The sequence below is a fragment of the Musicola keenii genome (genome assembly GCF_014855505.1).
GTDB lineage: Bacteria > Pseudomonadota > Gammaproteobacteria > Enterobacterales > Enterobacteriaceae > Musicola > Musicola paradisiaca.
This window is the reverse complement of sequence record NZ_JAAWVW010000018.1, coordinates 1-25,976: the sequence shown is the minus strand read 5'-3', so window position 1 is coordinate 25,976 and position 25,976 is coordinate 1. Positions and strand designations below refer to the sequence as shown.

Annotated in this window: 27 protein-coding genes, 1 tRNA gene and 3 pseudogenes; 14 read left to right on the top strand and 17 right to left on the bottom strand. The window is 53.6% G+C overall.

Annotation, left to right across the window (positions count from 1 at the left end):
- Nucleotides 1–54: 54 nt before the first annotated feature.
- Nucleotides 55–363: pseudogene (locus tag HEP82_RS16135) on the top strand (UbiD family decarboxylase); the annotation flags it as partial.
- Nucleotides 364–460: 97 nt separating this feature from the next.
- Here the strand turns inward: HEP82_RS16135 and HEP82_RS16130 are convergent.
- The 3 genes from HEP82_RS16130 to bhsA all read right to left on the bottom strand — a co-directional run bounded on the left by HEP82_RS16130 (nt 461) and on the right by bhsA (nt 1,991).
- Nucleotides 461–1,000, bottom strand: coding sequence for a YMGG-like glycine zipper-containing protein (locus tag HEP82_RS16130; protein WP_192459025.1), 540 nt, complete (start codon nt 998–1,000; stop codon nt 461–463).
- A gap of 16 nt (nt 1,001–1,016) precedes the next feature.
- Nucleotides 1,017–1,349: a hypothetical protein gene (locus tag HEP82_RS16125; RefSeq protein WP_192459024.1), complete on the bottom strand. Its 333-nt coding sequence runs from the start codon at nt 1,347–1,349 to the stop codon at nt 1,017–1,019.
- A 396-nt stretch (nt 1,350–1,745) separates the two neighbouring features.
- Entirely contained in the window at nt 1,746–1,991 is a 246-nt protein-coding gene (gene bhsA, locus HEP82_RS16120; RefSeq protein ID WP_192459075.1) for a multiple stress resistance protein BhsA, read from the bottom strand.
- Between the two features lie 420 nt (nt 1,992–2,411).
- Here bhsA and HEP82_RS16115 point away from each other — a divergent pair, with 420 nt between their 5' ends.
- Nucleotides 2,412–3,038, top strand: coding sequence for a LysE family translocator (locus HEP82_RS16115; RefSeq protein ID WP_192459023.1), 627 nt, complete (start codon nt 2,412–2,414; stop codon nt 3,036–3,038).
- A gap of 8 nt (nt 3,039–3,046) precedes the next feature.
- On the opposite strand, the pseudogene HEP82_RS16110 reads toward HEP82_RS16115, so the two are convergent.
- Nucleotides 3,047–3,259: pseudogene (locus tag HEP82_RS16110) on the bottom strand (integrase); the annotation flags it as partial.
- Between HEP82_RS16110 and HEP82_RS16105 the strand changes: the two are divergent.
- The 3 genes and pseudogenes from HEP82_RS16105 to HEP82_RS16095 form a co-directional block, all read left to right on the top strand.
- Nucleotides 3,258–3,449 (top strand): annotated as a pseudogene (locus tag HEP82_RS16105) (primase-helicase zinc-binding domain-containing protein); the annotation flags it as partial. The pseudogenes HEP82_RS16110 and HEP82_RS16105 overlap by 2 nt on opposite strands.
- 8 nt (nt 3,450–3,457) lie before the next feature.
- Nucleotides 3,458–3,769, top strand: a complete 312-nt coding sequence (locus HEP82_RS16100; RefSeq protein WP_192459022.1) for a type II toxin-antitoxin system RelE/ParE family toxin — start codon at nt 3,458–3,460, stop codon at nt 3,767–3,769.
- On the top strand, nt 3,759–4,043 hold the full coding sequence (locus tag HEP82_RS16095) for a helix-turn-helix domain-containing protein (protein ID WP_192459021.1): 285 nt from the start codon (nt 3,759–3,761) through the stop codon (nt 4,041–4,043). The genes HEP82_RS16100 and HEP82_RS16095 overlap by 11 nt, the downstream gene beginning before the upstream one ends.
- 249 nt (nt 4,044–4,292) lie before the next feature.
- On the opposite strand, the gene HEP82_RS16090 is transcribed toward HEP82_RS16095, so the two are convergent.
- From HEP82_RS16090 to lptF, 4 genes are all read right to left on the bottom strand, one after another.
- Nucleotides 4,293–5,549, bottom strand: coding sequence for a tyrosine-type recombinase/integrase (locus HEP82_RS16090; RefSeq protein WP_192459020.1), 1,257 nt, complete (start codon nt 5,547–5,549; stop codon nt 4,293–4,295).
- A gap of 219 nt (nt 5,550–5,768) precedes the next feature.
- Nucleotides 5,769–5,853, bottom strand: a tRNA-Leu gene (locus tag HEP82_RS16085).
- A gap of 188 nt (nt 5,854–6,041) precedes the next feature.
- The gene (lptG, locus tag HEP82_RS16080) at nt 6,042–7,112 is read right to left on the bottom strand and encodes an LPS export ABC transporter permease LptG (protein WP_192459019.1); all 1,071 of its coding nucleotides are present in this window, start codon (nt 7,110–7,112) and stop codon (nt 6,042–6,044) included.
- Nucleotides 7,112–8,212, bottom strand: coding sequence for an LPS export ABC transporter permease LptF (gene lptF / locus HEP82_RS16075; RefSeq protein WP_192459018.1), 1,101 nt, complete (start codon nt 8,210–8,212; stop codon nt 7,112–7,114). Before lptF ends, lptG begins: the two co-directional genes overlap by 1 nt.
- Before the next feature lie 283 nt (nt 8,213–8,495).
- Here lptF and pepA point away from each other — a divergent pair, with 283 nt between their 5' ends.
- The 3 genes from pepA to HEP82_RS16060 all read left to right on the top strand — a co-directional run bounded on the left by pepA (nt 8,496) and on the right by HEP82_RS16060 (nt 13,430).
- The gene (pepA, locus tag HEP82_RS16070; protein WP_192459017.1) at nt 8,496–10,004 is read left to right on the top strand and encodes a leucyl aminopeptidase; all 1,509 of its coding nucleotides are present in this window, start codon (nt 8,496–8,498) and stop codon (nt 10,002–10,004) included.
- Nucleotides 10,005–10,112: 108 nt separating this feature from the next.
- A complete protein-coding gene (locus tag HEP82_RS16065; RefSeq protein WP_023638497.1) occupies nt 10,113–10,562 on the top strand; it encodes a DNA polymerase III subunit chi in 450 nt (149 codons plus the stop codon).
- 12 nt (nt 10,563–10,574) lie between these two features.
- Nucleotides 10,575–13,430: a valine--tRNA ligase gene (locus HEP82_RS16060; RefSeq protein WP_192459016.1), complete on the top strand. Its 2,856-nt coding sequence runs from the start codon at nt 10,575–10,577 to the stop codon at nt 13,428–13,430.
- 115 nt (nt 13,431–13,545) lie between these two features.
- On the opposite strand, the gene HEP82_RS16055 is transcribed toward HEP82_RS16060, so the two are convergent.
- The 4 genes from HEP82_RS16055 to HEP82_RS16040 all read right to left on the bottom strand — a co-directional run bounded on the left by HEP82_RS16055 (nt 13,546) and on the right by HEP82_RS16040 (nt 17,879).
- Complete coding sequence (locus HEP82_RS16055) at nt 13,546–15,162, bottom strand: methyl-accepting chemotaxis protein (protein WP_192459015.1); 1,617 nt, start codon at nt 15,160–15,162, stop codon at nt 13,546–13,548.
- A gap of 308 nt (nt 15,163–15,470) precedes the next feature.
- Nucleotides 15,471–16,547 carry an alpha/beta fold hydrolase gene (locus tag HEP82_RS16050; RefSeq protein ID WP_192459014.1) on the bottom strand — a complete coding sequence of 359 codons (1,077 nt, stop codon included), beginning with the start codon at nt 16,545–16,547 and terminating at the stop codon, nt 15,471–15,473.
- A gap of 251 nt (nt 16,548–16,798) precedes the next feature.
- Nucleotides 16,799–17,287, bottom strand: coding sequence for a GNAT family N-acetyltransferase (locus tag HEP82_RS16045; protein WP_192459013.1), 489 nt, complete (start codon nt 17,285–17,287; stop codon nt 16,799–16,801).
- Nucleotides 17,288–17,309: 22 nt separating this feature from the next.
- Nucleotides 17,310–17,879: a helix-turn-helix domain-containing protein gene (locus HEP82_RS16040; RefSeq protein ID WP_192459012.1), complete on the bottom strand. Its 570-nt coding sequence runs from the start codon at nt 17,877–17,879 to the stop codon at nt 17,310–17,312.
- Nucleotides 17,880–18,122: 243 nt separating this feature from the next.
- On the opposite strand from HEP82_RS16040, the gene HEP82_RS16035 reads away from it, so the two are divergent.
- The gene (locus HEP82_RS16035; protein WP_192459011.1) at nt 18,123–18,626 is read left to right on the top strand and encodes a GNAT family N-acetyltransferase; all 504 of its coding nucleotides are present in this window, start codon (nt 18,123–18,125) and stop codon (nt 18,624–18,626) included.
- A gap of 51 nt (nt 18,627–18,677) precedes the next feature.
- Here the strand turns inward: HEP82_RS16035 and rraB are convergent, their stop codons facing one another.
- Nucleotides 18,678–19,106 carry a ribonuclease E inhibitor RraB gene (rraB, locus tag HEP82_RS16030; RefSeq protein ID WP_192459010.1) on the bottom strand — a complete coding sequence of 143 codons (429 nt, stop codon included), beginning with the start codon at nt 19,104–19,106 and terminating at the stop codon, nt 18,678–18,680.
- Between the two features lie 161 nt (nt 19,107–19,267).
- On the opposite strand from rraB, the gene argF reads away from it, so the two are divergent.
- Nucleotides 19,268–20,287 (top strand): ornithine carbamoyltransferase, encoded by a 1,020-nt coding sequence (argF, locus tag HEP82_RS16025; RefSeq protein ID WP_192459009.1) that lies wholly within the window; start codon nt 19,268–19,270, stop codon nt 20,285–20,287.
- Between the two features lie 118 nt (nt 20,288–20,405).
- Here the strand turns inward: argF and HEP82_RS16020 are convergent, their stop codons facing one another.
- Both HEP82_RS16020 and HEP82_RS16015 read right to left on the bottom strand, forming a co-directional pair.
- Nucleotides 20,406–21,842: a 6-phospho-beta-glucosidase gene (locus tag HEP82_RS16020; RefSeq protein ID WP_192459008.1), complete on the bottom strand. Its 1,437-nt coding sequence runs from the start codon at nt 21,840–21,842 to the stop codon at nt 20,406–20,408.
- A 490-nt stretch (nt 21,843–22,332) separates the two neighbouring features.
- A complete protein-coding gene (locus HEP82_RS16015; RefSeq protein ID WP_192459007.1) occupies nt 22,333–22,800 on the bottom strand; it encodes a YhcH/YjgK/YiaL family protein in 468 nt (155 codons plus the stop codon).
- Between the two features lie 357 nt (nt 22,801–23,157).
- Here HEP82_RS16015 and HEP82_RS16010 point away from each other — a divergent pair, with 357 nt between their 5' ends.
- From HEP82_RS16010 to ridA, 4 genes are all read left to right on the top strand, one after another.
- The gene (locus HEP82_RS16010) at nt 23,158–23,331 is read left to right on the top strand and encodes a hypothetical protein (RefSeq protein ID WP_192459006.1); all 174 of its coding nucleotides are present in this window, start codon (nt 23,158–23,160) and stop codon (nt 23,329–23,331) included.
- A 20-nt stretch (nt 23,332–23,351) separates the two neighbouring features.
- Entirely contained in the window at nt 23,352–24,287 is a 936-nt protein-coding gene (gene pyrB / locus HEP82_RS16005) for an aspartate carbamoyltransferase (RefSeq protein ID WP_192459005.1), read from the top strand.
- Nucleotides 24,288–24,304: 17 nt separating this feature from the next.
- Nucleotides 24,305–24,769, top strand: a complete 465-nt coding sequence (gene pyrI, locus HEP82_RS16000; RefSeq protein WP_192459004.1) for an aspartate carbamoyltransferase regulatory subunit — start codon at nt 24,305–24,307, stop codon at nt 24,767–24,769.
- Between the two features lie 93 nt (nt 24,770–24,862).
- The gene (gene ridA, locus HEP82_RS15995) at nt 24,863–25,249 is read left to right on the top strand and encodes a 2-iminobutanoate/2-iminopropanoate deaminase (protein WP_192459003.1); all 387 of its coding nucleotides are present in this window, start codon (nt 24,863–24,865) and stop codon (nt 25,247–25,249) included.
- Nucleotides 25,250–25,300: 51 nt separating this feature from the next.
- Here the strand turns inward: ridA and HEP82_RS15990 are convergent, their stop codons facing one another.
- Both HEP82_RS15990 and HEP82_RS15985 read right to left on the bottom strand, forming a co-directional pair.
- Entirely contained in the window at nt 25,301–25,630 is a 330-nt protein-coding gene (locus tag HEP82_RS15990; RefSeq protein WP_192459002.1) for a type II toxin-antitoxin system RelE/ParE family toxin, read from the bottom strand.
- Complete coding sequence (locus HEP82_RS15985; RefSeq protein WP_071605140.1) at nt 25,599–25,835, bottom strand: ParD-like family protein; 237 nt, start codon at nt 25,833–25,835, stop codon at nt 25,599–25,601. The genes HEP82_RS15990 and HEP82_RS15985 overlap by 32 nt, the downstream gene beginning before the upstream one ends.
- Between the last annotated feature and the right edge of the window lie 141 nt (nt 25,836–25,976).

Genomic DNA, 25,976 nt, shown 5'->3' with positions numbered 1-25,976 from the left:
GAGGAAACGGGCAGCCTTGCGGCGCCATCAGCTCCAGCGGGTAGGGCATGGCCGGCGTTCTCGGCATTCCCTGAGCTAAAACATGTGATGCTGGTGGACAAAGACGTGGATATTTTTGACAGCGACGACGTGATGTGGGCCACGCCGACCCGCGATCAGGGCGACGTCGATACGGTATTTATTCCCGGTGTACGCTGCCACCCGTGGGATCCTACCCAGTCGCCGGAGTGCCGCCCGAGCATTCTGCCGCTGGGCATATCGTGCAAAACCCTGTTCGACTGCACCGTACCGTTTCATCTCAAAACCCACGTTGAGCGTTCGGCGTTTAAAGAGGTGGATGTCAGCCGCTTCCTGCCGGATTTCCACTCGCCGGCGCCAACATCCTTTCAGACCGAGCGCCGCCGTTATACGGAGCCCGGCCTGCGCCGGTAGTGAAAAAAGACAGGTGGCACGGCGCCCCTCAGGGGTGATAATCCGGCGGCACCGCCGATGCGCCAGGAGAGTAATCCGGCGGTACTTCCGAAGCATCAGCCTGCTGCGCCCAAGAGTACGCCTGCGGGATTTTTTCGCCCTTCGCATACATGCACTGCATATAAACCACATCAAACTGATCCTGCAATGCCCCCTGCGTACGAGCGCCATTGCCGCTGGCGATGGCCGACCCGACCAGCAGGCCGCTCGCCGCACCTACGGCTGCGCCGTTGGACGTCCCCCGCGGGCCACCGCCGGCTGCTCCCAGCAGCGCCCCCGTCGCAGTACCGATAGCCGCACCGGCGACGGCTGTCGTGACACTCTGATTGTTGGCCGTACTGGCTTCGCCATTCACCGCTCGATACGCGGTGTTTTTACACACGGCATCGTCGGCGCGGAACTGCTCATAACTTTTACCACTGCCGGGTAACGACATCACCGATGGCGCGGTGGGCGTCGAGACGCACCCTGATAGCCCGACGCCGGTAAGCAGCATAACGATAACGCCTAGCGCATAATTTCGTTTCATTCCCACGTCCTTCCTGTTACGGCTTATCCGCCACCACTTTCATCCAACCTTTGGGACAACGGCCGATTTTGGGGTAGTACCCGGCCGGATCAGGGCAGTAGTAACGATACGTCGGCGTTTTCTCCACCCATACCTGCGCCGGCGCAGGTTGGGTATAAACCACCGGCGGGCCGGGATCGGGCGTTACCACTACCACCGGGCCCGGATACCACACCGGCCCCCAGCGCCAATCATGCCACGGGCCGGGGCCGGGCCCAGGGCCGTACGGCCTGGCCAGCACCACCGAACTAAACCCCACCGCCAGCAGAGCCCCCGCGGCCATCACCGCAAGTCGGGTTAACTTTGTCATCACTCCCCTCCACAACACGTTCTATGCAAACAGCGACTCGTCTGCCAGCCGTCCTTCGGGGCAGCGACCGCCAATACGATCAAGACAAGCAAGATGCATCGGCAAGACATACCATTCTATGGATCGGTTATGGATATTCCTTCAGAGGGATATAAAGAAAACGACAAGAATATTCAGCGAGTTTTAAACCGGAAATAGATAGCAGAAAGAAGCGCCTATCCCATCAGGTGTTATGGGTACCACTCATTTGGGGAACTCAGCATAAAAAAAACCGGGCTAACGCCCGGCCAACACAAAGAAAATGGACACACAAGGAGGGATTCTGGCGGTACAACGAATATGACGTGCACCGCAAACTGCAAGTGGCGTCGCGGTCTCCCGCCACGCCGCGGTTAATTATTTGTACAGTACGGCATTGCCGTGAAGGGTGTCGTCACCACTGACGGAAACAATCTGGAACGACTTGGCGCCAGCTTGTTCAGCTTTTGCCGCCAGTCGAGCCGACAGGCCATCCAACGTAGAAGCGTTGGCGGACACGCTGCCGATTTCCTGACCTTGCGGTGCCTGAACTTCAGTTGCAGCGAAAGAGGCGAAGGACAGAGCACTCAGTGCGATGGCAGCTAGGGTGGTTTTAATATTCATGTTCATAATCGTTACCTTATCTTTAAATTACTGTTACCAATTCGTTCCTTGTAACTGACAAGTCAATTATCACCATGGTTACTATATTCGTTTTTACAAAAGATGCGATCCATATCACATTCTTATCTTTGCTATCGCGTCAAAAGCCGGTCAATTCGCAAGCAAAACGAAAATAAATAGTAATTATTCAATTAATTAGACCTTCAGACTTGTGTTATTAGCCAAACATCACACTATTTTTGACGGCAGCAAGCCACCGCACAAATCATCAACCTGGCGCACGGTCTCCCGTCGCTCTCGTCCCCCTTGGGCAGCGCTTCATTCTAAGATCTTCCTTTTATTTTCAGCTTGTTATTGCACACACCCCCGGCCAGACTTAACCTCAAAAGGTGTAATGCTCCCATTCCAGAGAGGTCAATAATGCCAACCTACATGTCTATCTTCGCTATCGCCGCCGCGCTCGCCGTCGGTGCCATCAGCCCCGGCCCCAGCTTTCTGTTTGTGGCCAGGAATTCGATAGCGCTGTCGCGACATCACGGTGTTGCCACCGCATTGGGGATGGGTTCAGGCGCGTTGATATTTTCCGTCATCGCCTTGTTGGGCGTGCATGCGGTGTTCTTGGCAGTCCCGATGATATTCTGGCTGTTGAAAGTCTTCGGCGGAGTCTATTTGGTTTATCTGGCCGTCAAGATCTGGCGTTCCGCCAACACACCGTTGGCTCAAGGCCCCGAGACGGAAACAACGAACCTATCATTGCGGCGTGCATTTCTGTTTGGACTATTCACCCAATTAAGCAACCCGAAAACGGCAGTTGTCTTCGCCGGAGTATTTTCCGCGTTATTACCCCAGCAGATTCCCTTGTATTTTTATGCCGTTATCCCACTGGTGGCATTCCTGATTGATGCCGGATGGTATGTTATCGTCGCCTTTGTTCTTTCCGCCGAATCACCACGTAACGCCTATCTGAAATACAGAAAAATCGTCGATAGCACCGCCGGATGCGTTATGGGTCTATTGGGACTGAAGCTGATTTTTAATAGCAGGTAGTGAAGAAAAACCTTGGTGTCATACCCCATCACTCGCAGCGCTTTGTTCACCCTGTTCTCACTCATGGGTTTACGCGGGTCATGGTCGCCAAGAAAGATAAACACATGGTCGCCGCTAACTTGCTGGATTTGCTTTAAGGTTGCCAGCGCCTGCCGGGAAAGCGGCACCAGGTGCGGAGTGCACATTTTTGAGCCACGGTGAGCGTGTTTTACGCCGTCGATTCTGGCGGCATTAGATATCTACTTTCCTGCCGGGGGCCAGCATGGCCCTTACCCTGTCTGCGGTGGAAAAGATCGCTTCCGCTTTGATGACAAGCGGGGGCGTGGCACCTGGTTCTGCAATCATTGCGGCCACGATGATGGTCTAGATCTGGTCGCCCGCGTCAGGCGGTGTGACATTGCAGAAGCGGCCAGTATGAATTGATTTTTCACCCCGAAGCTGCAAGCGAAATTCATGACCTCGAACCTGTTATGCAGGCAAAGGCGCTTAAAGGGCTGGAAAAGCTTGAAGCTAAAGGGCCCGAGCTAAGATATCCAGACACGGGCATCATTGAAGATGGATTGTTTGAGCTACGGGTTGGTAGAAAAGACATCAGCAGAACGTTTTTTGCTTACGCCAAAGGACGTAAGATCTATATTTTAAGGACATTCCTCAAGAAAACCCCTAAGACCCCAAAAGCTGAAATAGCGCTGGCAAAGTCACGATGGGAGGAATTGAAAGATGGCAGTTAAAGGTATCCGATTTTCTGATGTTAAAGCGAAAGCGCTTTCTCATCCTGAAGTTAAAAAAGCGTATGAGGACGAAACTCAAGAAGAAGCGCTTCGCGCTGTTCTGATCGAAATGAAGTCCAAATCAAGTCTGACAAGTATAGAGATCGCCGCTCGCATGGGTGTGAGCCACCCCGCCGTAAGTCGCCTTGAGAGAAATGTATCCAGTGCCAGTATCTCAACCTTACAACGATATGCCGCTGCTTGCGGAATGCAACTTAAGCTGTCACTGGGTTAAGATTGACGCAGTGTTCATAAGCCGGATTTTGCACTGGCTTGTCGGTTGGCATCGGTGCGACACATCCAGGCTTATTATTTCTGACTAGCTGGCAGAAATAATACTTGGGTATGATGATCCTCAAGAAAAATCATCCACATAAGAAAAATGAGCACCAGCCCCCCACAAAAAGGGGCTGGTGCGGAACTTAATACATACACCTTCGATGCAGGATACGCCCGGCATCAACATCGCCAACTCTCTAATGAATCAGATATTTCTAAACTCATACGGCACAACATGCTCTTCCCGGTTGGCATCCAGATAATCCGCCCACCATTGCAGCATCAGCTTGCGCTCCTCAAGATGTTCGGCTTTGTGGATATACGCAGCACGGACGCCGTTGCGTTCCTGATGGCTCATCTGGCGTTCTACCGCATCCCGTGGCCACTGACCGGATTCTACCAGTGCGCTACAGGCCATGGTGCGGAAGCCGTGTCCGCATACTTCGGTGGTGGTGTCATAGCCCATTGTTCGCAATGCACTGTTGATGGTGTTTTCACTCATCGGTTTGGTTGGTTGGTGGTCGCCGGGGAAGACCAGTTCGTGAGCGCCGCTGATAGCCTTAATCTCTTCCAGCAGTGCTAAAGCCTGTCGGGATAACGGCACCAGATGTTCAGAGCGCATCTTTGCACCACGCTGTGAGTGTTTCACTCCGGGAATGGCTTCACGTTCGGGCGGTATCGTCCACATCGCGCGTTTAAAGTCGATTTCCGGCCAACGGGCAAAGCGTAGCTCGCTGGAACGGATGAAAACGCACAGGGTGAGTTTTAAAGCCAGTCGGGTTAACGCTCGCCCTTTGTAGCGTTCAATCTGTGTCAGAAAGTCAGGCAGTTTATCGAGCTTCAAGGCTGGCCGATGCGTCGCCTTTGGCGCAGCTATCACCCCGGTGAGATCCTGCGCCGGGTTGCGCTCGATCAGGTCATTTTGTACCGCGTAACGCATGATGTCGGTAACGCGCTGGCGTAGCCGCGACGCCAAGTCAAGATGGCCGTTTTGCTCCACGACTTTAAGCGGTTCAAGCAGGTCTTTGGTTTTCAGGTCGGCGATGTGGCGCTGGCCGATGGCAGACAGAATATTACGTTCCATGTCACGCCATACCCGTCCAGCGTGCGTTTGTGACCATCGGTTTTGGCTGATGTTTCGGTGCCAGTCCTTTGCCACCTTTTCAAAGGTGTTCAGCGCAGCCTGTGCCTGTTCTTTCTCTTCTTCCCGCTTTTCCGTTGGGTGGATGCCTTCTGACAGCAGTAATCGCACCTCGTCGCGTTTCACCCTGGCCTTCGCCAGCGAGATCAGCGGGTAGGCACCGAAAGCAATCCGGCTTTCCTTACCGTCGAAACGGTACTTGAGATACCAGCGCTTAGAACCGTTAGGACTCACCAGAAGGTACAGGCCATGTGCATCCGCAAGCTTGTAGGCCTTCTCGCGGGGCTTAGCGGTACGAGCAACAACGTCAGTCAGGGCCATAATTGGGGGTCAACTCATAATCGAAGCGAATTGACCCTTATCTTGACCCCCAAATAATCTGGATGTCAACGGATGCAAAAAGACCATTGTGGAAAAAACGCACAATCTACCCAGACAATAAAATCAGATTAAATCTTTATTTAACAATGATATATGGAAGTCAGTGGACGATAGCGGACACAAAAAAAGCCACCCGAAGGTGGCTTGATTTTTGAATTTTGGTGCCGAAGGCCGGACTCGAACCGGCACGTATTTCTACGGTTGATTTTGAATCAACTGCGTCTACCGATTTCGCCACTTCGGCACGAAGTAGTACTTTGCGGAAAACGTGGTGGATTATACCGTTACATCGATACAGCGCAACCTTAATCCTTTCATTGGCATATCGAGTGCTGAAAAAATCATCTTTATCACTTCCATCGACGGCAAAAATAGGAAAATCTCATGAGGAAGTGGCCAACAGCTGACGGCATTATCCGCCAGCCGTCAGGCTTAACGACGTTTCAGCAACAGCATAATGCTGATGAACAGGAACAACGCACTGGGCAGCAGAGCGCCAAGTATCGGCGGTATGCGATATACCAGGCTGAGCGGCCCGAAGATCTGATCGAGCACATAGAACAGAAAACCGAAGCTGATGCCAATCACAATACGTACCCCCGCGGGCACGCTACGCAGTGGGCCGAAGATAAACGATAGCGCCATCAGCATCATGACCGCCACCGACAGTGGCGCAAACAGTTTGCTCCACATGTTCAGTTGATAACGGCTGGCCTCCTGATCACTCTGTTTCAGGTAATTGATATAGTCATACAGGCCACGGATGGAAAGCGCATCCGGATCAAGCGCCACCACACCCAATTTGTCCGGCGTCAACCCGGTTTTCCATTCGCCGCTGATTGTCTGGCTTCCGCTGATTTGCTTGTTGCTGCGCAGATCGGATTCTTCCACTTGGGACAACTGCCAAACACCGTTTTCATACACCGCAGACGCCGCATAACGCACCGACAGCAGCTTGCTCTGATTGTCAAAATGATAAATGTTCACACCGGCGAGTTCATTCTCACCCTGCACTCGTTGGATATAGACAAAGTCGTTGCCGTCTTTCGCCCATAACCCACTCTGGGTGGACAGCATGGAGCCGCCATACATCATCTGGGAACGATAGTTACGCGCCATTTGTTCCCCCGGCGGCGCCAGCCACTCCCCAATCGCCATCGTCAGCAGCACCAGCGGAATGGCGGTTTTCATCACCGAACCGGCAATTTGCAGGCGGGTAAAACCGGAGGCCTGCATCACCACCAGTTCACTGCGCGTCGCCAGGTTGCCCAGCCCAAGCAAGGCCCCCAACAACGCGGCCATCGGGAAGAAGATCTCAATATCTTTGGGGACGCTGAGCAGCGTATAAAGACCCGCGCCTAGAACCGAATAACTGCCCTGGCCGACTTTACGCAGTTGATCGACGAATTTGATGATGCCGGAGAGCGATACCAGCATGAACAACGTCATCATGATGGTATTGAAAATAGTTTTACCGATATAGCGATCCAACACACGAAACATCAGACGGCTCCTCTCACTCGCAGACGAGCCCGCACTTTCCGCATCGGTACGCCATCCCATAGATTCAGCGCGACCGCAATCCCGAAATAGACCAGATTCGTCAACCACATCCACATCAGAGGATCCAACTTGCCTTTACTTGCATTAGAACGCAGCGAACTTTGCAGCAGGAAAAACACCAGATAGAGCAACATCGCGGGAAGCATGCTCAATACGCGCCCCTGACGTGGGTTGACCACGCTGAGCGGCACCACCATCACCGCCATAATCAGCACAGACAAAACCAACGTCAGGCGCCAGTGGAATTCGGCTCTGGCAGCAATATCGGGCGAGCTCCATAGCGTTTTCATATCCATCTGTTCGACATTGGTCGGATCAATCGCCACGTCCTGGTGCCCCATTACCGCCTGATAGTTCACAAAATCAGTAATGCGGAAATCCCGCAACATCGCAGTGCCCTCATACCGCACCCCCTTGCTCAAGGTAACTATCTGGGCACCGTCATTACGCGCCACGATATGTCCGCGATCAGCGACGACCACAGACGGGCGCGTATTCTCGCGTGGATGCAATTGCGCCATGAAGATACGCTCGAAATCCTGTCCGCTCACATTGCCGACAAACAATACCGAATTACCATCCTGCGTTTGCTGAAACTGCCCTTCCACCATGGATGCTACGCCGGGGTTGGCCCGCGCTTCCGCCAAAACCTCGTCCTGATGCCGGGAAGACCAGGGGCTCAGCCACAGTACATTCACCATAGCCAACAGCACCGTCAATATCGCCAACAACAGGGATGCTTTAAGTAATACGCTTTTGCCGAGTCCGCAGGCGTGCATGACGGTGATTTCACTTTCCGCATACAGTTTTCCGTAGGTCATCAGCAACCCCAGAAACAAGCTCAGCGGCAAAATGAGCTGCGCCATTTGAGGCACGCCCAGCCCCAATAGCGATAGCACCAGATTCGTAGGTATCTCGCCGTCGACTGCGGCGCCCAGAATTCTCACCAGTTTCTGACAGAAAAAAATCAGCAGTAGGATGAACAGGATAGCCACTTGGCTTTTGAAGGTTTCCCGAACCAGATATCGAATGATGATCACGCTCAATTACGCCTGTGAAAACTTGTCTTTTTGCAGGAAAGTCGATAGTTTTTTCGCTAACTCGCCATTTATACTCATTTGTGGCAACCTTCGTAGCTAAAGCATTATTACAACATCCCTGTTTCGGGATGTTTATCAGAACCTGCTGAGTATCATCAGCAACAAATTCGCTACGTCGTTTAGCTTAACACAGGTTACGTTAACGCAACGGCGGGAAAGTATTACGGAGTGTCACATTCTAACCGTAGATCCCGCCGTTGTCTTTAGAGATTCAGGAGAGTACATGGAGTTCAGCGTAAAAAGCGGTAGCCCGGAGAAACAGCGGAGCGCCTGCATTGTGGTCGGCGTATTTGAACCCCGTCGACTGTCCCCGATCGCGGAGCAACTCGATAAAATCAGCGATGGCTATATCAGCGCACTGCTGCGCCGCGGCGAACTGGAAGGCAAAGTTGGGCAATCACTGCTCCTGCATCATGTACCGAACATTCTTTCCGAGCGTATCTTGCTGATTGGTTGCGGAAAAGAGCGCGAACTGGACGAACGCCAATACAAACAGGTGATCCAGAAAACCATCAATGCGCTTAACGATACCGGCTCCATGGAAGCCGTCTGCTTCCTGACCGAACTGCACGTCAAAGGCCGCAATACCTACTGGAAAGTACGGCAGGCCGTCGAAACCGCCAAAGAAACGCTCTATACCTTTGATCAGTTGAAAACCAACCGTGTCGAACCACGCCGCCCATTACGCAAGATGGTGTTCAACGTACCGACCCGCCGCGAACTGACCTCCGGCGAACGGGCTATTCAGCATGGCCTGGCGATCGCTTCCGGCATCAAAGCCGCCAAGGATCTCGGGAACATGCCGCCGAATATTTGCAACGCGGCGTATCTGGCCTCACAGGCACGCCAGTTAGCAGACAACTATGACCAGATCACCACCCGCGTGATCGGCGAACAGCAGATGAAAGAACTGGGTATGAACGCCTATCTGGCCGTCGGACAGGGTTCTCAGAACGAATCGCTGATGTCGGTGATTGAATACAAGGGCGACCCCAGTAACGACGTCAAACCGATCGTTCTGGTGGGTAAAGGTCTGACGTTCGATGCAGGCGGTATCTCCATCAAACCCGCCGACAGCATGGATGAAATGAAATACGACATGTGCGGCGCCGCGTCCGTCTACGGCGTGATGCGCATGGCGGCCGAGCTGGCGTTGCCGCTCAACATTATCGGCATATTGGCCGGCTGCGAAAATATGGTAGATGGCCGCGCCTATCGTCCCGGCGATATCCTCACCACCATGTCCGGCCAAACTGTTGAAGTGCTGAACACCGACGCCGAAGGCCGTCTGGTGCTGTGCGATGCACTGACCTACGTCGAGCGTTTTGATCCGGAAGTGGTTATCGACGTCGCTACGCTAACCGGCGCCTGCGTGATCGCGCTGGGTCATCATCTCACCGGGCTGATGTCGAACCACAATCCACTGGCGCACGAGCTGCTGGGGGCCGCCGAGCAGTCCGGCGATCGCGCCTGGCGCCTGCCGTTGGGCGATGAATATCAGGAACAGTTGGAATCCAACTTCGCGGATATGGCCAACATCGGCGGTCGTCCTGGCGGCGCCATCACCGCCGCCTGCTTCCTGTCTCGTTTCACCCGCAAGTACAATTGGGCCCACCTGGATGTCGCGGGCACTGCCTGGCGTTCCGGCAAAGCCAAAGGCGCCACAGGGCGCCCAGTGGCGTTACTGTCCCAGTTTCTGCTCAACCGCGCCGGCCTGAACGATACGGAATAATGTCCGCCCGTCGCCGAACGCTGTTAACATAGCGTCGACACACCATCCCCGCCAGGGCGGGGATGAACCCCGTCAGCGACGTTCTATGGATATCGGCCGGTTAACGTTATGAAAAACGCCATCTTTTATCTGCTCGACCATGACACCCCCAGCGGAGAGCTTAACGCCTGCGAGGCGCTGTCCTGCGATTTGGCTGCGGCCGCCTGGCGGGCAGGAAAGCGCGTTCTTATCGCCTGCGAAGACGAACAACAAGCCCTGCGGCTGGACGAAGCACTGTGGCAGCGAGAGCCGCACACCTTTGTCCCCCACAATCTGGCGGGTGAAGGCCCTCGCCAGGGTGCTCCGGTGGAACTGGCCTGGCCGCACAAACGCGGCAACGGGCCGCGCGACCTGTTGATAAGCCTAATGCCCCAGTTCGCAGATTTTGCCACCGCTTTCCATGAAGTGATAGACTTCGTCCCTTACGAAGAATCCCTGAAACAGTTGGCGCGCGAACGCTATAAAGCCTACCGCAGCGTCGGCTTCCAATTGACCACGGCGACGCCGCCAACTCACTGAATTTTGAGCATAATGGAAAAGACATATAACCCACACGATATTGAGCAGCCGCTCTACGAACACTGGGAAAAACAGGGCTATTTCAAGCCCAACGGCGATACCAGCAAAGACAGTTTCAGCATTATGATCCCGCCGCCCAACGTCACCGGCAGCTTGCACATGGGTCATGCCTTTCAGCAAACCATTATGGATACCCTGATTCGCTACCAACGTATGCAGGGTAAAAACACCCTGTGGCAGGCAGGAACCGACCACGCCGGCATCGCCACCCAGATGGTGGTGGAGCGCAAAATCGCCGCTGAAGAGGGTAAAAATCGCCACGATTACGGCCGTGACGCCTTTATCGAAAAAATCTGGCAGTGGAAGGCCGAATCCGGCGGCACCATCACCCGGCAGATGCGCCGTCTGGGCAACTCCGTAGACTGGGAACGCGAACGATTCACCATGGATGAGGGGCTTTCCAATGCGGTGAAGGAAGTGTTCGTTCGCCTGTATAAAGAAGACCTGATTTATCGCGGTAAACGCCTGGTGAACTGGGATCCGAAACTGCGTACCGCCATCTCCGATTTGGAAGTGGAAAACCGCGACGTCAAAGGTTCTATGTGGCATCTGCGCTATCCGCTGGCTGATGGCGTAAAAACCGCCGACGGTAAAGATTATCTGGTTGTCGCCACCACCCGTCCGGAAACCGTGCTGGGCGATACCGGCGTCGCGGTCAACCCGGAAGATCCGCGCTATAAAGATCTGATCGGCAAATACCTGATCCTGCCACTGGTCGGCCGCCGCATTCCAATCGTCGGCGACGAACATGCCGATATGGAAAAAGGCACCGGTTGCGTGAAAATCACCCCGGCGCACGATTTCAACGACTATGAAGTCGGTAAACGTCATCAGTTGCCGATGATCAATGTGTTGACCTTCGACGGTGATATCCGCCAGGAAGCGGAAATATTCAGCACCAACGGTGAAGCCAGCACCGCCTACAGCAGCGAAATACCGGACGCCTTCCGCGGGCTGGAGCGTTTCGCCGCCCGTAAAGCGGTCGTAGCCGCCTTTGACGAACTGGGCCTGCTTGACGAAATCAAACCACACGACCTGACAGTGCCCTACGGCGACCGCGGCGGCGTCGTCATTGAACCGATGCTGACCGATCAGTGGTACGTGCGCGCCGCCGTGCTGGCCAAGCCAGCGGTGGAAGCCGTGGAAGATGGGCGTATCCAGTTCGTGCCGAAACAGTACGAAAACATGTATTTCAGCTGGATGCGCGACATTCAGGACTGGTGCATCTCCCGCCAACTGTGGTGGGGCCACCGCATCCCGGCGTGGTACGACGACAACGGCAAGGTGTATGTCGGCCGTGATGAAGCCGAAGTACGCCGCGACAATAATCTGGAAACGGGTATCGCGTTGCGTCAGGACGACGACGTGCTGGACACTTGGTTCTCTTCCGCCTTGTGGACATTCTCCACTCTCGGCTGGCCGGAACAGACGCCGGAGCTGAAAGCGTTCCATCCCAGCAGCGTGATGGTGAGCGGTTTCGACATCATTTTCTTCTGGATCGCCCGCATGATCATGATGACCATGCACTTCATCAAAGATGAAGACGGCAAACCGCAGGTACCGTTCCATACCGTGTACATGACCGGCCTGATCCGCGACGAAGAAGGCCAGAAAATGTCTAAATCCAAGGGCAACGTGATTGACCCGCTGGATATGGTAGACGGCATTTCACTGGAAGCCCTGCTGGAAAAACGCACCGGCAACATGATGCAGCCACAGTTGGCGGAGAAAATCCGCAAACGCACGGAGAAACAGTTCCCGAACGGCATTGAACCGCATGGTACTGATGCGCTGCGCTTTACGCTGGCGGCGCTGGCTTCTACCGGCCGCGACATCAACTGGGACATGAAACGTCTGGAAGGCTACCGTAACTTCTGCAACAAGCTGTGGAACGCCAGCCGTTTCGTGCTGATGAATACCGAAGAGCAGGATTGCGGCTTTAGCGGCGGCGAAAAAGTGCTGTCGCTGGCAGACCGCTGGATTCTGGCGGAATTCAACCGCACGGTGAAAGCCTACCGCGAAGCGCTGGACAGCTACCGTTTCGATCTGGCCGCCAATGTGCTGTACGAATTCACCTGGAACCAATTCTGCGACTGGTATCTGGAACTGACCAAGCCGGTGATGAACGGCGGCAGCGAAGCAGAACTGCGCGGTACCCGCCACACGCTGGTAACAGTGCTGGAAGCGTTGCTGCGCCTGGCGCATCCGATTATTCCGTTCATTACCGAAACCATCTGGCAGCGCGTCAAAGTGCTGAAAGGCGTGAATGCCGATACCATCATGTTGCAGCCGTTCCCGGCGTTTGACGTCGCGTTGGAAGATGAGCAAGCGTTCAACGATCTGGAGTGGATCAAGCAGGCGATCGTTGCCGTGCGCAATATCCGCGCCGAAATGAACATCGCCCCCAGCAAGCCGCTGACGCTGCTGCTGCGCGATGCCTCCGCCGATACCGCGCGCCGGGTGCAGGATAACCTCGGCTTTATTCAGACGCTGGCGCGGCTGGAAAGCATCACGTTGCTGCCTGCCGGCGACAAAGGCCCGGTTTCCGTCACCAAACTGGTGGACGGCGCTGAACTGCTGATCCCGATGGCAGGTCTGATCGATAAAGCCGCCGAGTTGGATCGTCTGGCGAAAGAAGTGGCGAAGCTCGAAGTGGAAATCGGCCGTATTGACAGCAAACTGTCCAACGAAGGATTCGTGGCGCGCGCACCGGAAGCCGTCGTTGCCAAAGAGCGTGAAAAACGTGACGGTTATGCAGTTGCCAAAGCCAAGTTGTTGGAACAACAGGCCGTCATCGCTGCGCTGTAATGATATCGCCCGCATAAAAAAGCCCCGGGAAACCGGGGCTTTTTACGTTATCATCGCCGCTACAGGGGACATCCCACCGGCGCCTTATGCCGACGCCGGGGATCATAGCGCCCCGTCAGCGTCTATCGACCAGCGCAAAGCGCGGATCGGAGGATGGCTGTCTTTGAGCATCATGGGGTGCATTATCGAGCCGGAAACTGGCCACGGATTGCTGCAGGCTACCCAACTGTTCTTTCAGCGAACCGGCGGCGGTCGCCACCTCCGCCACTAACGAAGCGTTCTGCTGCGTCACGCCGTCCATCTGGTTGATGGCGATATTAATCTGTGAAATACCCCGGCTCTGCTCGCCGGAAGCCAGCATGATTTCATCCATCACCGTAACCACCTTGCTGACGTCCAACAGCACTTCATTCATGGTTTTACCGGCCACCTCCACCAATCCGGCGCCTTTCTCGATGCGCCCCAGTGAATTCTCAATCATGGTGCCAATCTCACGCGCGGCCGTTGCGCTACGCTGCGCCAGCATTCGTACTTCGGACGCGACTACCGCAAAGCCTTTGCCCTGTTCGCCGGCTCGCGCCGCTTCGACGGCGGCGTTCAACGCCAGCAGGTTGGTCTGGAACGCAATGCTATCAATCACGCCGACAATATCGGGGATCTTCGACGAACTTTCCCGGATGGATTGCATGGTGTCCACCACTTCCGTCACCACCTCGCCACCGCGTGATGCGGTATCGGACGCTTTCTTCGCCAGATCATTCGCTTTGCGGGTATGACTCTCGTTGTTTTTCACCATCGCCATAATCTGTTCCATACTGGCGGCGGTTTCATCCAGCGAAGCGGCCTGTTGTTCGGTTCGGCTGGACAAGTCGATGTTACCGGAAGCGATTTCTTCCACGCCGACGCTGATAGAATCGGTACCGCTACGCACCACTCGTACCATGTTTTCCAACCCGTCGCGCATACGCTGCACCGCGGCAAATAGATGGGCGATCTCGTTTTTACCGTTGATATCGATCTGGGCCCGCAGATCGCCCTCCGCGATGCGGTCAAAAACCGTAATCGCCTGATTCAGCGGTTTCACCACCAGATTAGTCAGGATATTCCACGCCAAGACAGCCAGCAGCAATGTCACCACGACCACTACGCCCAACACGATACGCACGCGCGACACGCGCTGGTTGGAATCGTCATAGGCGTCATCAATACTCTGGCGTTTAAATGCCACCAGATTTTTAGCCGCCTTATCAAAGCTGGCATACAGCACGGTGGATTTCCCTGCCCGCTGCCGATATTCGTCAAGATTTCCCGCGTCCAATGCCCGGAAGGCCGGATCAATAAAGTCATTCATCAGCGCGTCACGTCGGGCGGACATTTCCGCAGAGATCGCTTTTTCCTGCTCGGACTGCGGATAAGTCAGGTATTCCCGCCACTTTTTCCCGGAATCATCCACTTTGGTACGGGCTCTGTTCAGCGCGACTTTAGCCGCTTCCATATCGCCTTTTCCGACCAACGATTCATACAAACGCAAATCCAGACGGCCGCGCAGCAGCCACTCGGAACTTTCATTCAACGCTACCAGCCCCGGCAGTACGTCTTTATCGACTTTGGAAAACGACTGATTACCCGACTGCACAGCGACCAGCCCGATAACACCAACAAACAGCAACAGCGCCGCCAGTAAGAAAATCATGATGGTTAATGTGGTGCGAATCTTGATTTTGCGAAACATAATTTGTCCCTGCTGTTTATGCTGTATCCCAATGGCGAATACAAACCTGATATATGGAACAGCGCAGCAATAACACCATCATTGCCGCACAGGAAAACGCTATATCCGCTGTCATTCGGTCGGTAAATGGCACGGCTATCTGCAACCTGAATTGAACGGATATAAACCGAAATAAAAACGAAAAGGAAATATCACAGAAGAAATAAGGCTGACAGTAATTGCATTTTTTGCCAGCCATTAACAGGTAGGCGGACTTCATTGCCATCCGGAGTCATTGCTCCGAAAAACGAAATACCGCCGGACACTGATTATTTATGATGTTTCTGGATTTTCTCCATAAATTCACCCAGTCTGGCTTTATAGAACTTCGCTGACATCATGGTGCCGTGTCCGCTAGTTTCCTTACTTGCAGGAATAAGGAACAGCTCGGCATGTTTTATTTTTTTGAGCTCATTATCCAGAATGCCTGTTTCAATTGGATTACGCTCATCATCGGCGGAGTTAATCACCAACATGGGGGCCTGAATACGGTTCAACTCCGGTACCGCATTATAATCTGCCGATGAACTCCAGATATAAATAAAGTCGTTGGCGTCCGCCGTCACAGGCGCAACCAGCCGCTCCGCTACCAGTTTATCCGCCAGGGCGCGCGTCGGCGCTTTGCTCTGGTAAGCCAGCGTACCGCCGGTAGTGGCGATGCTGAACATAATATTGGCAGTCTGCAGCGCCGGCGGTTGTGCGGTGTAATCACCGTTGTTCCAGGCAGGATCGCGTTTGATGGATTCAATCAGCATCCGGCGCAGCATCCAGTTTCTACCGGACAACTCTGTCGGCTGAGAGGCCATCGGCACCAGCGCATCCATCATCTGAGGATATTTTTCGCCCCATAGCCAAGTTTGCATTCCGCCCATGGAATATCCCATAACCAGACGCAAATGCGTAATTCCCAGACCTTCGGTCAACAAACGATATTGCGCCAACACCATGTCCGCATAATTGTACTGCGGAAACTTCATACGCAATCCATCTGACGGCTTAGCGGTTTTACCCGAACCAATACTTTCAGGAATAACGATGAAATATTTATTAATATCCAGCGGCTGCCCCGGCCCAAATAATTCACCTGCAAACCCGTTGGCCAACAAAGCTTTTACTGGTTGATTGGTGCCATGCAGCAATAATATTGCCGGCTTTTTGCTATCGCCGAGCGTGTAATAATGCATACGAAAGGCTTTCAGCGTTTCGCCGGTATGAAAAGTAAATTCAGGTGCAATCCAGTCACCTTCCTGAGGAATAAGACCTTCGGCATCTGCACTAACAGAAAAAGAAGAAAAAACAAGCAGGAACATCAACCCCGCCATCCATGATGCTATACGGTTTACCATAAACAGCACTTTATTCGTCACTGAAGAAATGGGAATGTTGATATTAATGTTTTCACTAAAATATCCCAATAACGATAGCGAACTAACTATGAAAAAAAATATTATCTCCCATTGATTTTACTTAGATTGAAATATTATCTGATTAATAATCATCATTAGAAAACAATCCTTGCTATCGGTCGCGATATCCTCAATACCCAACGCTCATCCCGACGACACTCACACAGAGATCTCTGTTCACCCACTGAATTCTACAAAATTAAATGCATGAATTTATTGAATTTTGTTGCATGATAATCTGAAAATGCCTCACCATTAACAAACCCTCTACTACGATACAGCGCCAATGCAGGTTCAAACGCATCGCCTCTGCCGGTTTCCAGACTCAGGCGACGCAGCCCGCTCTGACGAGCCTGCATGATAACGTAATCCAACAAATATGCCGCCACGCCCTTCCGTAGATGCCGGGGATGGGTACGCATCGACTTGATTTCGGCGCTCCCGGCATCCAGCATTTTCAACGCGCCGATCCCTACCACGTCGTCCCCCTGCCAGACGCTCCAGAATGTCACGTTCGGTGCCTGTAATCCGGACACGTCCAGAGCAAAAACATGCTCCGGCGGCGAACTTTCATGCATTCCCGCCAGATGCAGCGCCACCAACGCCCGGGTCTTATCGCCGGACAAATCATCTTTGCGAATCACCAGCGGCACTGCCGCCATATTGACAGAATGAGTCATATTCCGCTCCTATCACGGCCTGTCAGGGTTTACAAATGGCGATAAGGTAACGGACATCACCCGCGCCAGGGTTATGAAAAGCAGACGGACCATGCAACCGGTAACGCAGGCTATCGCCAGGTGACAATGCATACATCCGCTCATCCAACGCGATCTCCAGACGCCCGTCCAAAACATAAAGATGGTGTTCAAGGCCGTAAATCGGCGGTGCGTTGTATTCAATCCGGGCACCGGCTGGCAACTGGCCGAGAATCATCTCCGCATTGAATCCATTTACCGGCGGAGAAACGCTACGCCGGACAAAACCCGTTTCAGTATCCACCCAGACCGTCTGCTGCCCCGGTTCCAGCTTTTGCGGCGACGGTGTTTCCACTTCAGCCAGCAGACGGGACATCGTACAGCCATACACAACACACAGCCGGCCCAGCAACGCCGCCGTCGGGCTGGTTTCCCCCCGCTCCATACGCGACAACGTAGCACGGCTGATATCGCTATTAAGCGCCAGCTCATCCAACGACCAACCGCGTTCACGACGCAACGCGGACAACCGTTCAGACAGCCGTAAATCGATATCCGACAATCGATTTTCCATCGCTAAACGCCCCTTCATTTCTTTAATAAGAGAAAAAATCTCATAAAAGAGAAATCAGTGCAATACGCCGTCAGAAATATTGTCATGCGGCCCGATCGCCAGTTGATGACAACCATTTCGGGGTGATCCCAATAACAGACGTTTGGCTCGACACATTCACCACGTATAATCGCCGGGCGATATAGCATGCTGTCCATTACACGTCAGCATGATTCCTCCGTCTTCAGACCAGAGTGAGCATCCATGACGATCCCAGCTTCAGTCCCATTGCTGACACGCCCGATTACCGCCGCCGACAATGACGCGATAGCTGGCGTAATCCGGCGTGTTTCCGCCGAATTCGGTCTAACCGCCGATAAGGGATACACTGTTTCCGACCCCGACCTGGATAGACTGTTCGAGGTGTACAGCCGTCCCCACTGCATCTACTGGGTTGTCGAATATCGTGGCGAAGTGGTTGGCGGAGGCGGTTTAGCGCCGCTGGCAGGCGGAGATACCGACGTATGTGAATTGCAAAAGATGTATTTCTTACCCATCGCCCGTGGACAGGGCATCGCCCGGCAACTGGCTGAACGCGCGCTGGAGTTCGGCCGTCTGCAAGGGTTTCAACGCTGCTATCTGGAAACGACCGGGCACCTGACCCGCGCCATCCATCTTTATGAGAAACTGGGTTTCCAGCATATCAACCATGCCATGGGTTGTACCGGTCATGTGGATTGTGAAGTCAGAATGCTGAAAACGCTTTAAGCCGGAAATAAAATACCCGCCGGGCGGCGGGTATCAGAACAACCCCAAGAATCAATGACGTTTGCCGTCATCGTCCTCATCGTAGAAATCTTCGTCTTCCTCGTCGAAATCGTCATCGTCGCCGTTCGGATCTTCGAAATAGGTGCCCCAGCCGTCATAGTTGACCTGATGACGTTCCGCCAGCGCCAGCAACTGCTCCACTTGCTGATCGATAAGTTCGGCATTCAACGACACCTCGCAAATCGCATCGCAACACATCAGCGTGATACCTTCTTCCGTATCCAGCTCTTCGGCGTCCGTAACTTCGTAGCCCAGCTTGAAGGCGTCCACCGCCACCTTTTCCAGATCCTCGAACTTCTCGGCGGAAAAATGGTGTTCGATAGTATAGAGCGCGTCAGGATCGCTGCCATCTTCCAGCAACTCTTCGATAATCAGGCGTGTCTCTTCACGTTGTTCTTCCAGCAATTCACGGTTTGCCATGTCCCAGTCCTCATAAAAACGGCAAAGATGGTCTTATTTTCCCACAGCCCCGCGTTCGTCTCCACCAGAAAGTTTTAAGCCGACACTTGAAATTGAATATTTACACATATAAAGTGAATTTTAATTCAACCACGCGCGTTGAGCCACATGGAGACAAAAAGATGAACCCGTTTTATAAGCGTCACTTTTTAAGACTGATGGATTTTACCCCTGCGGAAATAGAAACGCTGTTGTCACTCGCCGCTACCCTCAAAATCAATAAGAAAAACGGTACTGAAACCCGCCATCTGCAAGGCAAAAACATCGCACTCATCTTCGAAAAAGATTCGACTCGCACTCGTTGCTCTTTCGAAGTTGCTGCATATGATCAGGGCGCACAAGTAACTTATCTCGGGCCCAGCGGCAGCCAGATCGGTCATAAAGAATCCATGAAAGACACAGCGCGTGTGCTGGGCCGCATGTATGACGGCATCCAATACCGTGGTTACGGCCAGGTGCTAGTGGAAACGCTGGCGGAATTTTCCGGCGTTCCGGTCTGGAACGGCCTGACCAACGAATTCCACCCCACGCAGTTGCTGGCCGACCTGATGACCATGCAGGAACATCTGCCGGAGAAACCGCTGTCGGCCATGAAACTGGCCTATGTCGGAGATACCCGCAACAACATGGGCAACTCCATGCTGGATGCGGCCGCGTTGACCGGCCTCGATCTGCGGTTGATCGCCCCGAAGGCCTGCTGGCCCGATGCGGCGCTGGTAGCGGAATGCCAGGCCGCTGCCGTCAAAACCGGCGGCTCGATTACCCTCACGGAGAGTGTGGCCACTGGTGTGAAAGACGTGGATTTCATCTACACCGACGTGTGGGTGTCGATGGGCGAAGCGAAAGACGCCTGGGCGGAGCGCATCAATCTACTGCGTCCGTATCAGGTCAATATGGACATGATCGCCGCCACCGGGAATCCGCAGGTGAAATTCCTGCACTGTTTGCCAGCATTCCACGACGATCAGACCACTCTCGGCAAGCAAATGGCCGAGCAGTACGACCTGCACAATGGCATGGAAGTCACTAATGACGTGTTCGAGTCGACACATAGCATCGTGTTCGACCAAGCGGAAAACCGGATGCATACCATCAAAGCGGTCATGGTGGCGACACTCGCCCAGAATGCCGAGCTGCCGTAACGGCATCGCCATTCCCGTCAACCACAGGGCACCAAAACCTTGCCGAGTCAGGCGAGAGGCAGCGCGTTCAGCCAACGAGACCGAACGCGCCGTCTGGCAAGACATCGCCGGGCGAGCCCTACAGCATTTCGCCGTTGGACGCGATCGCCTGCTGATACCAGTAAAAAGATTTCTTCGGCGTACGTTTCAACGTACCGGTGCCGTCGTCATGTTTGTCCACATGGATAAAGCCATAGCGTTTCGCCATTTCTCCCGTCGTGAACGACACCAGGTCGATACAGCCCCATGGCGTATACCCCATCAACTCCACACCATCCTCCCAGACCGCAGCCTTCATGGCCTCGATATGAGAACGCAAATAATCGATGCGGTAGTCATCCTGACAAACCCCCGTTTCGTCGGGTTTATCCAGCGCGCCCAGCCCATTTTCCACAATGAACAGCGGCACGTCGTACCGCTCATACAGCGTCACCAATGCATAGCGCAGGCCGACAGGGTCAATCTGCCAGCCCCAGTCGCTGGCTTTCAGGTGCGGGTTCGGGATTGAATGCTCCGAGCTGCCGTCCATACTGGCGGCAATAGCGTTCTGCACATCATGTTTGACCACGCTGGACATGTAATAGCTAAAACCGATGTAGTCCGCTTTGCCCTCGCGCAGGATCTGCTCGTCCTCCGGTTCCATACGGATGTGATATCCTTTGAGCGCCCACTCCCGCCGGGCATAACCGGGATAGCATCCACGCACATGAACGTCGGAAAAGTAGAAACGATCGTGCATCGATCTGGCGGCCAGCATCACGTCTTCCGGGTGGCACGAATAGGGATAGAAAGGCACAAAAGAGCACATGCAGCCCACTTTAATCGCCGGATTGATGTCATGCGCCCGTTTCACCACCAGCGCGCTGGCGACAAACTGATGATGCACCGCCTGGTACATCGCCTCCTCCGGTTTCTCCTTCTGCGGGAAACGCACCCCGGAACACATCCAGCCGAAGATCTCCGCCGCGACATTTTTCTGATTGTTGATCTCGTTGAAGGTCATCCAGTATTTTACTTTGTGCTTATAGCGCTCGATCACCGTAGTGGCGAAACGAACAAAGCACTCCAGCGTTTTGCGGCTCATCCAGCCGTCATACTGTTGAACCAGATGCAGCGGCATCTCGAAATGGCTGAGGGTCATGACCGGTTCGATCCCGTGTTTCAATAATTCGTCGATCAGGTCATCGTAGTACCGCAGGCCGGCCTCACAGGGCTCCAGCTCATCTCCCTTCGGGAAAATACGGGTCCAGGCGATGCTGGTGCGAAAACACTTAAACCCCATTTCCGCAAACAGCGCGATGTCATCCTTGTAGCGATGGTAAAAATCGATCGCCTCGTGATTTGGGTAGCTCTCGCCGGGCAATACGCCTTCGGTGATGCGTCGCAATGTGCCGTGCGCCCCCGCCGTCAGCACATCCACGACGCTGACACCCTTACCCCCTTCCTGCCATCCGCCTTCCAGTTGATGGGCCGCAACTGCGCCGCCCCATAAGAAGCCATCAGGTAATTTACTCACAGTTTCCACCTCTTGTTTGTAAAAGCTGCCGAAAGCCGGCGGCAACAGAGATCCCCATCATCATCTCAGGCCAGCGTGGCCCACTCACAGCCCCTAGCCGCCTCGGCCTTGTCTGCGCGTTCATCAACCGGCTCTTTGAAACCGACTGCCGACGGGTATATCGCCCCCGATCGTTTGATTTCCACCATCTACCGGGGCTCGCTCGGCTGCCGCTTCCTGCGACCTGAATCATTTCGGGTATGCAAGACGATGGGTTTCTATCGCACTGAAACCGGTTTCAGATTGCCTGAAACATCCTATAGCAGCAACCGGTTTCATTTTTGTCGCCATGATTTACGAGGTGGATCACAGCGCTGGGTTATCGGCACGACAACGACAACATCAAACAGAGATACGGGTAAAAAATAGAAGGTTGCGTTTTGCTACGATGTGGACGGCAGCGTCCTGCCGTAAGGAGAGAAAAGGCGCCGCAGCGCCTTAGATAAAACAGTTACAGCACCAAAGAGGCATCGATTTTCACTACCGCCTTGCGTACCGGCGCCGGTGCGCCGACCGCACACAGCGGCTTATGTACTTCGCCGGGGAAGAACACCACAAAATCCCCTGGTTGCAGTACCACCTGTTTTTCCTGCTCGCCCGACGGCAGGAACGCGATATCCTTGTCCGCCAACCAGTCAACGTCTGGTTTGCCGGCCGGCAAGTTGCTGAACGTCATGCCTTCAGTGCCTTCCAGCACGATTTGGATATCCAGGTATTTGGCGTGATACTCGGCCCGACGATTTTCAAATGCATCGGTACTGTCGTTGGAAACCAGCACAAACAGCTTGTTACCGTCGATATCATGCTTACCCAGCGGCGTCTGCGCCGTAATGTGCTGCTTAACATACTCAATCGCATCGCGCAGACGAGCAGGCAAATAAGGAACCAGCTCAAGATGATTGACGTTACCGGTGATCATGGTCACTCCTTAAAAAATGAAACAACGTTTTACAGCACCTTATACGCTTCCCAGCGGCCCCCCGCCAGCATGTCATCGCAAAAAAGTGATGCGGTAAAACATTTGATTCCTACGACACGGCACCAGACAAATACCAAGCGTACTCTTATCGATATTGCCGCGCGCAAATGACGACAGCATGAATGGCATCTGGCGACAGCCGTCATTTTTCCCCTCGGCGAAAGCCGAGACCGCCGCTTGTCAGGTTTCCTGTTCACAGGTGTCCGCAACCGATTGCCAGGCGCATAAAACGGGCGTTTTTTGCTTGAATTCACATTTTCGGCGCGTATAATGCCGCACAATTTGCCGGGAGGGAACATGTCCAATACCGCTGTCTTCGTGGGTTATCAACCGCAACTGCCGTTCGGCAGCCTGACAGTTTTTTTCCTTCCGTTGCCCAACCGTTCTTTAAAAAAGCCCCTCATTCGAGGGGCTTTTTTTTGCCTGTCGCGCTGGGCGGCACACATCGCTTCTTTTGTTTATCGGACCTAACCGTGGGGGAGAATCGCCAAATGGTCAATCCGCTCTATAAAAAACACATTATCTCAATCAACGATCTCAGCCGGGACGATCTAGAGCTGACGTTGAAGGTGGCCGCCAGTCTAAAGGCCAACCCGCAGCCGGAACTGCTGAAGCACAAAGTGATCGCCAGTTGCTTCTTTGAAGCCTCCACCCGAACCCGTCTGTCATTTGAAACCGCCATCCACCGGTTGGGCGCTTCCGTGGTAGGCTTTGCCGACAGCAGCAATACTTCGCTTGGGAAAAAAGGCGAAACCCTGGCCGACACCATTTCGGTCATCAGCAACTATGTCGATGCCATCGTGATGCGCCATCCGCAAGAGGGCGCGGCCAGATTAGCGGCCGAATTCTCCGGCGGCGTACCGGTATTCAACGCAGGCGACGGCGCCAATCAACACCCTTCCCAGACATTGCTGGATCTGTTCACTATTCAGGAAACCCAAGGGCGCCTGAACAATATCAACATCGCCATGGTCGGCGACCTGAAATACGGCCGCACCGTGCACTCATTGACCCAGGCGCTGGCCAAGTTCGACGGCAACCGCTTTTACTTCATTTCCCCAGACGCGCTGGCGATGCCGGATTACATCCTCAATATGCTGGCTGAGAAGAACATCCCTTACAGCCTGCACGCCAGCGTTGAAGAAGTGGTGCCGGAGTTGGATATCCTGTACATGACCCGCGTTCAGAAAGAGCGTCTGGACCCGTCGGAATACATCAATATCAAATCGCAGTTTATCCTGCGCGCCGCCGACCTAGGCAACGCCCGCGATAACCTGAAAGTCCTGCACCCGCTGCCGCGTATCGACGAAATCACCACCGATGTGGACAGCACGCCCTATGCCTACTATTTCCAGCAGGCGGGCAACGGTATTTATGCACGTCAGGCTCTGCTGGCACTGGTGCTGAACAGCGAACTGGTTCTGTGATGAAGGGGGAACAGACAATGACTCACGACAACAAACTACAGGTAGAAGCCATCAAACGCGGTACGGTTATCGATCACATCCCGGCTCAGGTCGGTTTCAAACTGCTGACTCTGTTCAAACTCACCGCCACTGATCAACGTATCACCATCGGCCTGAACCTGCCCTCCAACCATCTGGGCCGCAAGGATTTGATCAAAATAGAAAACATTTTTCTGACGGAAGAACAGGCCAACCAGCTGGCGATGTACGCGCCGCAGGCCACCGTCAACCAGATCGATAACTACGAGGTGGTGCGCAAACTACGTCCGCAGTTGCCTTCCCATATCGAGGGTATTCTCACCTGCCCGAACACTAACTGCATCAGCCGCATCGAACCGGTAAGTTCTTCCTTCAGCGTCAAACAGCGCAATGACGATGTGCACCTGAAGTGCAAATACTGCGAAAAAGAATTTGAGCGCCAGGCGGTGCTGAACGGCCACTAAGCACCCCAAAGCGGTGCGATGGATGGCGACACCACCGGCTTTTTGGAATAATGTGCCCCTTACACGTCCACTCAGCATGAATCAGGAGAAAACATGTCACGCATTATCAGTACGGAACAGGCTCCGGCCGCGATCGGCCCTTATGTTCAGGGTGTAGACCTAGGCAGCATGATCATCACCTCCGGCCAGATCCCGGTGGATCCGAAAACCGGTCTGGTGCCGGACGACGTTACCGCGCAGGCTCGTCAGTCGCTGGAAAACGTGAAAGCCATCGTGGAAGCCGCTGGTCTGAACGTAGGCAACATCGTCAAAACCACGGTGTTCGTGAAAGACCTGAACGACTTCGCCACCGTCAACGCCGCTTATGAAGCCTTCTTCAAAGAGCATAATGCAACCTTCCCGGCGCGTTCCTGCGTGGAAGTGGCTCGTCTGCCGAAAGATGTGAAGCTCGAAATCGAAGCTATTGCGGTACGCGGCTAAGATTTCATCGCCACTTTTAAGCAAAAAACCCCGGCTGATGCCGGGGTTCGTTTACCTGATGAGTTTTAAATCTGACTTTCTCACCCTTTTCTGTTCCTGATAAAAGTTCTCATGAGAACCCAAAATTAACAGGTGGATGATAAGTTGGTTCTGGTTCCAACTGTATCCCAGCAATATTAACTGGTTGTTCAGCTTGAACTTATGAACCCTTAAATAACTCAAGTCGCCTTTCTTGAGTTCACCCAGTTCAGGATTTTCAACAATCGCATCAATCTCATCTTCAACAACGGATCTGAACTGCTGTGGCAATTTGTCCATTGCTTTTTCAAACCGGTTGGTCTGATAAACCTCAATCTCTGCTCGGTTTTGTTCTTCGGACATAACGAGAAACCTTACCATTCTCTGCTTCGCTTCGGGCGAGCAAAGTTTCCATAATAAATTCGTATGTCAGATCGGGATTATCCTCAGCAATCCTGCCGATTCTGGCCCAGTGTTCTATCTGCTTGGGCACACTACGGCTGGATGCTTCTGCATACACCTTGACTTCAGTGACGAAGTCTTCATCCAATCGAATGCTGATAGCCATTTTGTTTACACCTTTATCTAATCGTCTTAATCGTCTTAATCGTCTTAATCGTCTTAATCGTCTTAATCGTCTTAATCGTCTTAATCGTCTTAATCGTCTTAATCGTCTTAATCGTCTTAATCGTCTTAATCGTCTTAATCG

Excerpts from the sequence above, each read along its gene's own strand:
- HEP82_RS16130 (WP_192459025.1), bottom strand. The coding sequence starts at position 1,000 with ATGAAACGAAATTATGCGCTAGGCGTTATCGTTATGCTGCTTACCGGC.
- HEP82_RS16125 (WP_192459024.1), bottom strand. The coding sequence starts at position 1,349 with ATGACAAAGTTAACCCGACTTGCGGTGATGGCCGCGGGGGCTCTGCTG.
- bhsA (WP_192459075.1), bottom strand. The coding sequence starts at position 1,991 with ATGAATATTAAAACCACCCTAGCTGCCATCGCACTGAGTGCTCTGTCC.
- HEP82_RS16115 (WP_192459023.1), top strand. The coding sequence starts at position 2,412 with ATGCCAACCTACATGTCTATCTTCGCTATCGCCGCCGCGCTCGCCGTC.
- HEP82_RS16095 (WP_192459021.1), top strand. The coding sequence starts at position 3,759 with ATGGCAGTTAAAGGTATCCGATTTTCTGATGTTAAAGCGAAAGCGCTT.
- HEP82_RS16090 (WP_192459020.1), bottom strand. The coding sequence starts at position 5,549 with ATGGCCCTGACTGACGTTGTTGCTCGTACCGCTAAGCCCCGCGAGAAG.
- lptG (WP_192459019.1), bottom strand. The coding sequence starts at position 7,112 with ATGTTTCGTGTGTTGGATCGCTATATCGGTAAAACTATTTTCAATACC.
- pepA (WP_192459017.1), top strand. The coding sequence starts at position 8,496 with ATGGAGTTCAGCGTAAAAAGCGGTAGCCCGGAGAAACAGCGGAGCGCC.
- HEP82_RS16065 (WP_023638497.1), top strand. The coding sequence starts at position 10,113 with ATGAAAAACGCCATCTTTTATCTGCTCGACCATGACACCCCCAGCGGA.
- HEP82_RS16060 (WP_192459016.1), top strand. The coding sequence starts at position 10,575 with ATGGAAAAGACATATAACCCACACGATATTGAGCAGCCGCTCTACGAA.
- HEP82_RS16055 (WP_192459015.1), bottom strand. The coding sequence starts at position 15,162 with ATGTTTCGCAAAATCAAGATTCGCACCACATTAACCATCATGATTTTC.
- HEP82_RS16050 (WP_192459014.1), bottom strand. The coding sequence starts at position 16,547 with ATGGTAAACCGTATAGCATCATGGATGGCGGGGTTGATGTTCCTGCTT.
- HEP82_RS16045 (WP_192459013.1), bottom strand. The coding sequence starts at position 17,287 with ATGACTCATTCTGTCAATATGGCGGCAGTGCCGCTGGTGATTCGCAAA.
- HEP82_RS16040 (WP_192459012.1), bottom strand. The coding sequence starts at position 17,879 with ATGGAAAATCGATTGTCGGATATCGATTTACGGCTGTCTGAACGGTTG.
- HEP82_RS16035 (WP_192459011.1), top strand. The coding sequence starts at position 18,123 with ATGACGATCCCAGCTTCAGTCCCATTGCTGACACGCCCGATTACCGCC.
- rraB (WP_192459010.1), bottom strand. The coding sequence starts at position 19,106 with ATGGCAAACCGTGAATTGCTGGAAGAACAACGTGAAGAGACACGCCTG.
- argF (WP_192459009.1), top strand. The coding sequence starts at position 19,268 with ATGAACCCGTTTTATAAGCGTCACTTTTTAAGACTGATGGATTTTACC.
- HEP82_RS16015 (WP_192459007.1), bottom strand. The coding sequence starts at position 22,800 with ATGATCACCGGTAACGTCAATCATCTTGAGCTGGTTCCTTATTTGCCT.
- HEP82_RS16010 (WP_192459006.1), top strand. The coding sequence starts at position 23,158 with ATGTCCAATACCGCTGTCTTCGTGGGTTATCAACCGCAACTGCCGTTC.
- pyrB (WP_192459005.1), top strand. The coding sequence starts at position 23,352 with ATGGTCAATCCGCTCTATAAAAAACACATTATCTCAATCAACGATCTC.
- pyrI (WP_192459004.1), top strand. The coding sequence starts at position 24,305 with ATGACTCACGACAACAAACTACAGGTAGAAGCCATCAAACGCGGTACG.
- ridA (WP_192459003.1), top strand. The coding sequence starts at position 24,863 with ATGTCACGCATTATCAGTACGGAACAGGCTCCGGCCGCGATCGGCCCT.
- HEP82_RS15990 (WP_192459002.1), bottom strand. The coding sequence starts at position 25,630 with ATGTCCGAAGAACAAAACCGAGCAGAGATTGAGGTTTATCAGACCAAC.
- HEP82_RS15985 (WP_071605140.1), bottom strand. The coding sequence starts at position 25,835 with ATGGCTATCAGCATTCGATTGGATGAAGACTTCGTCACTGAAGTCAAG.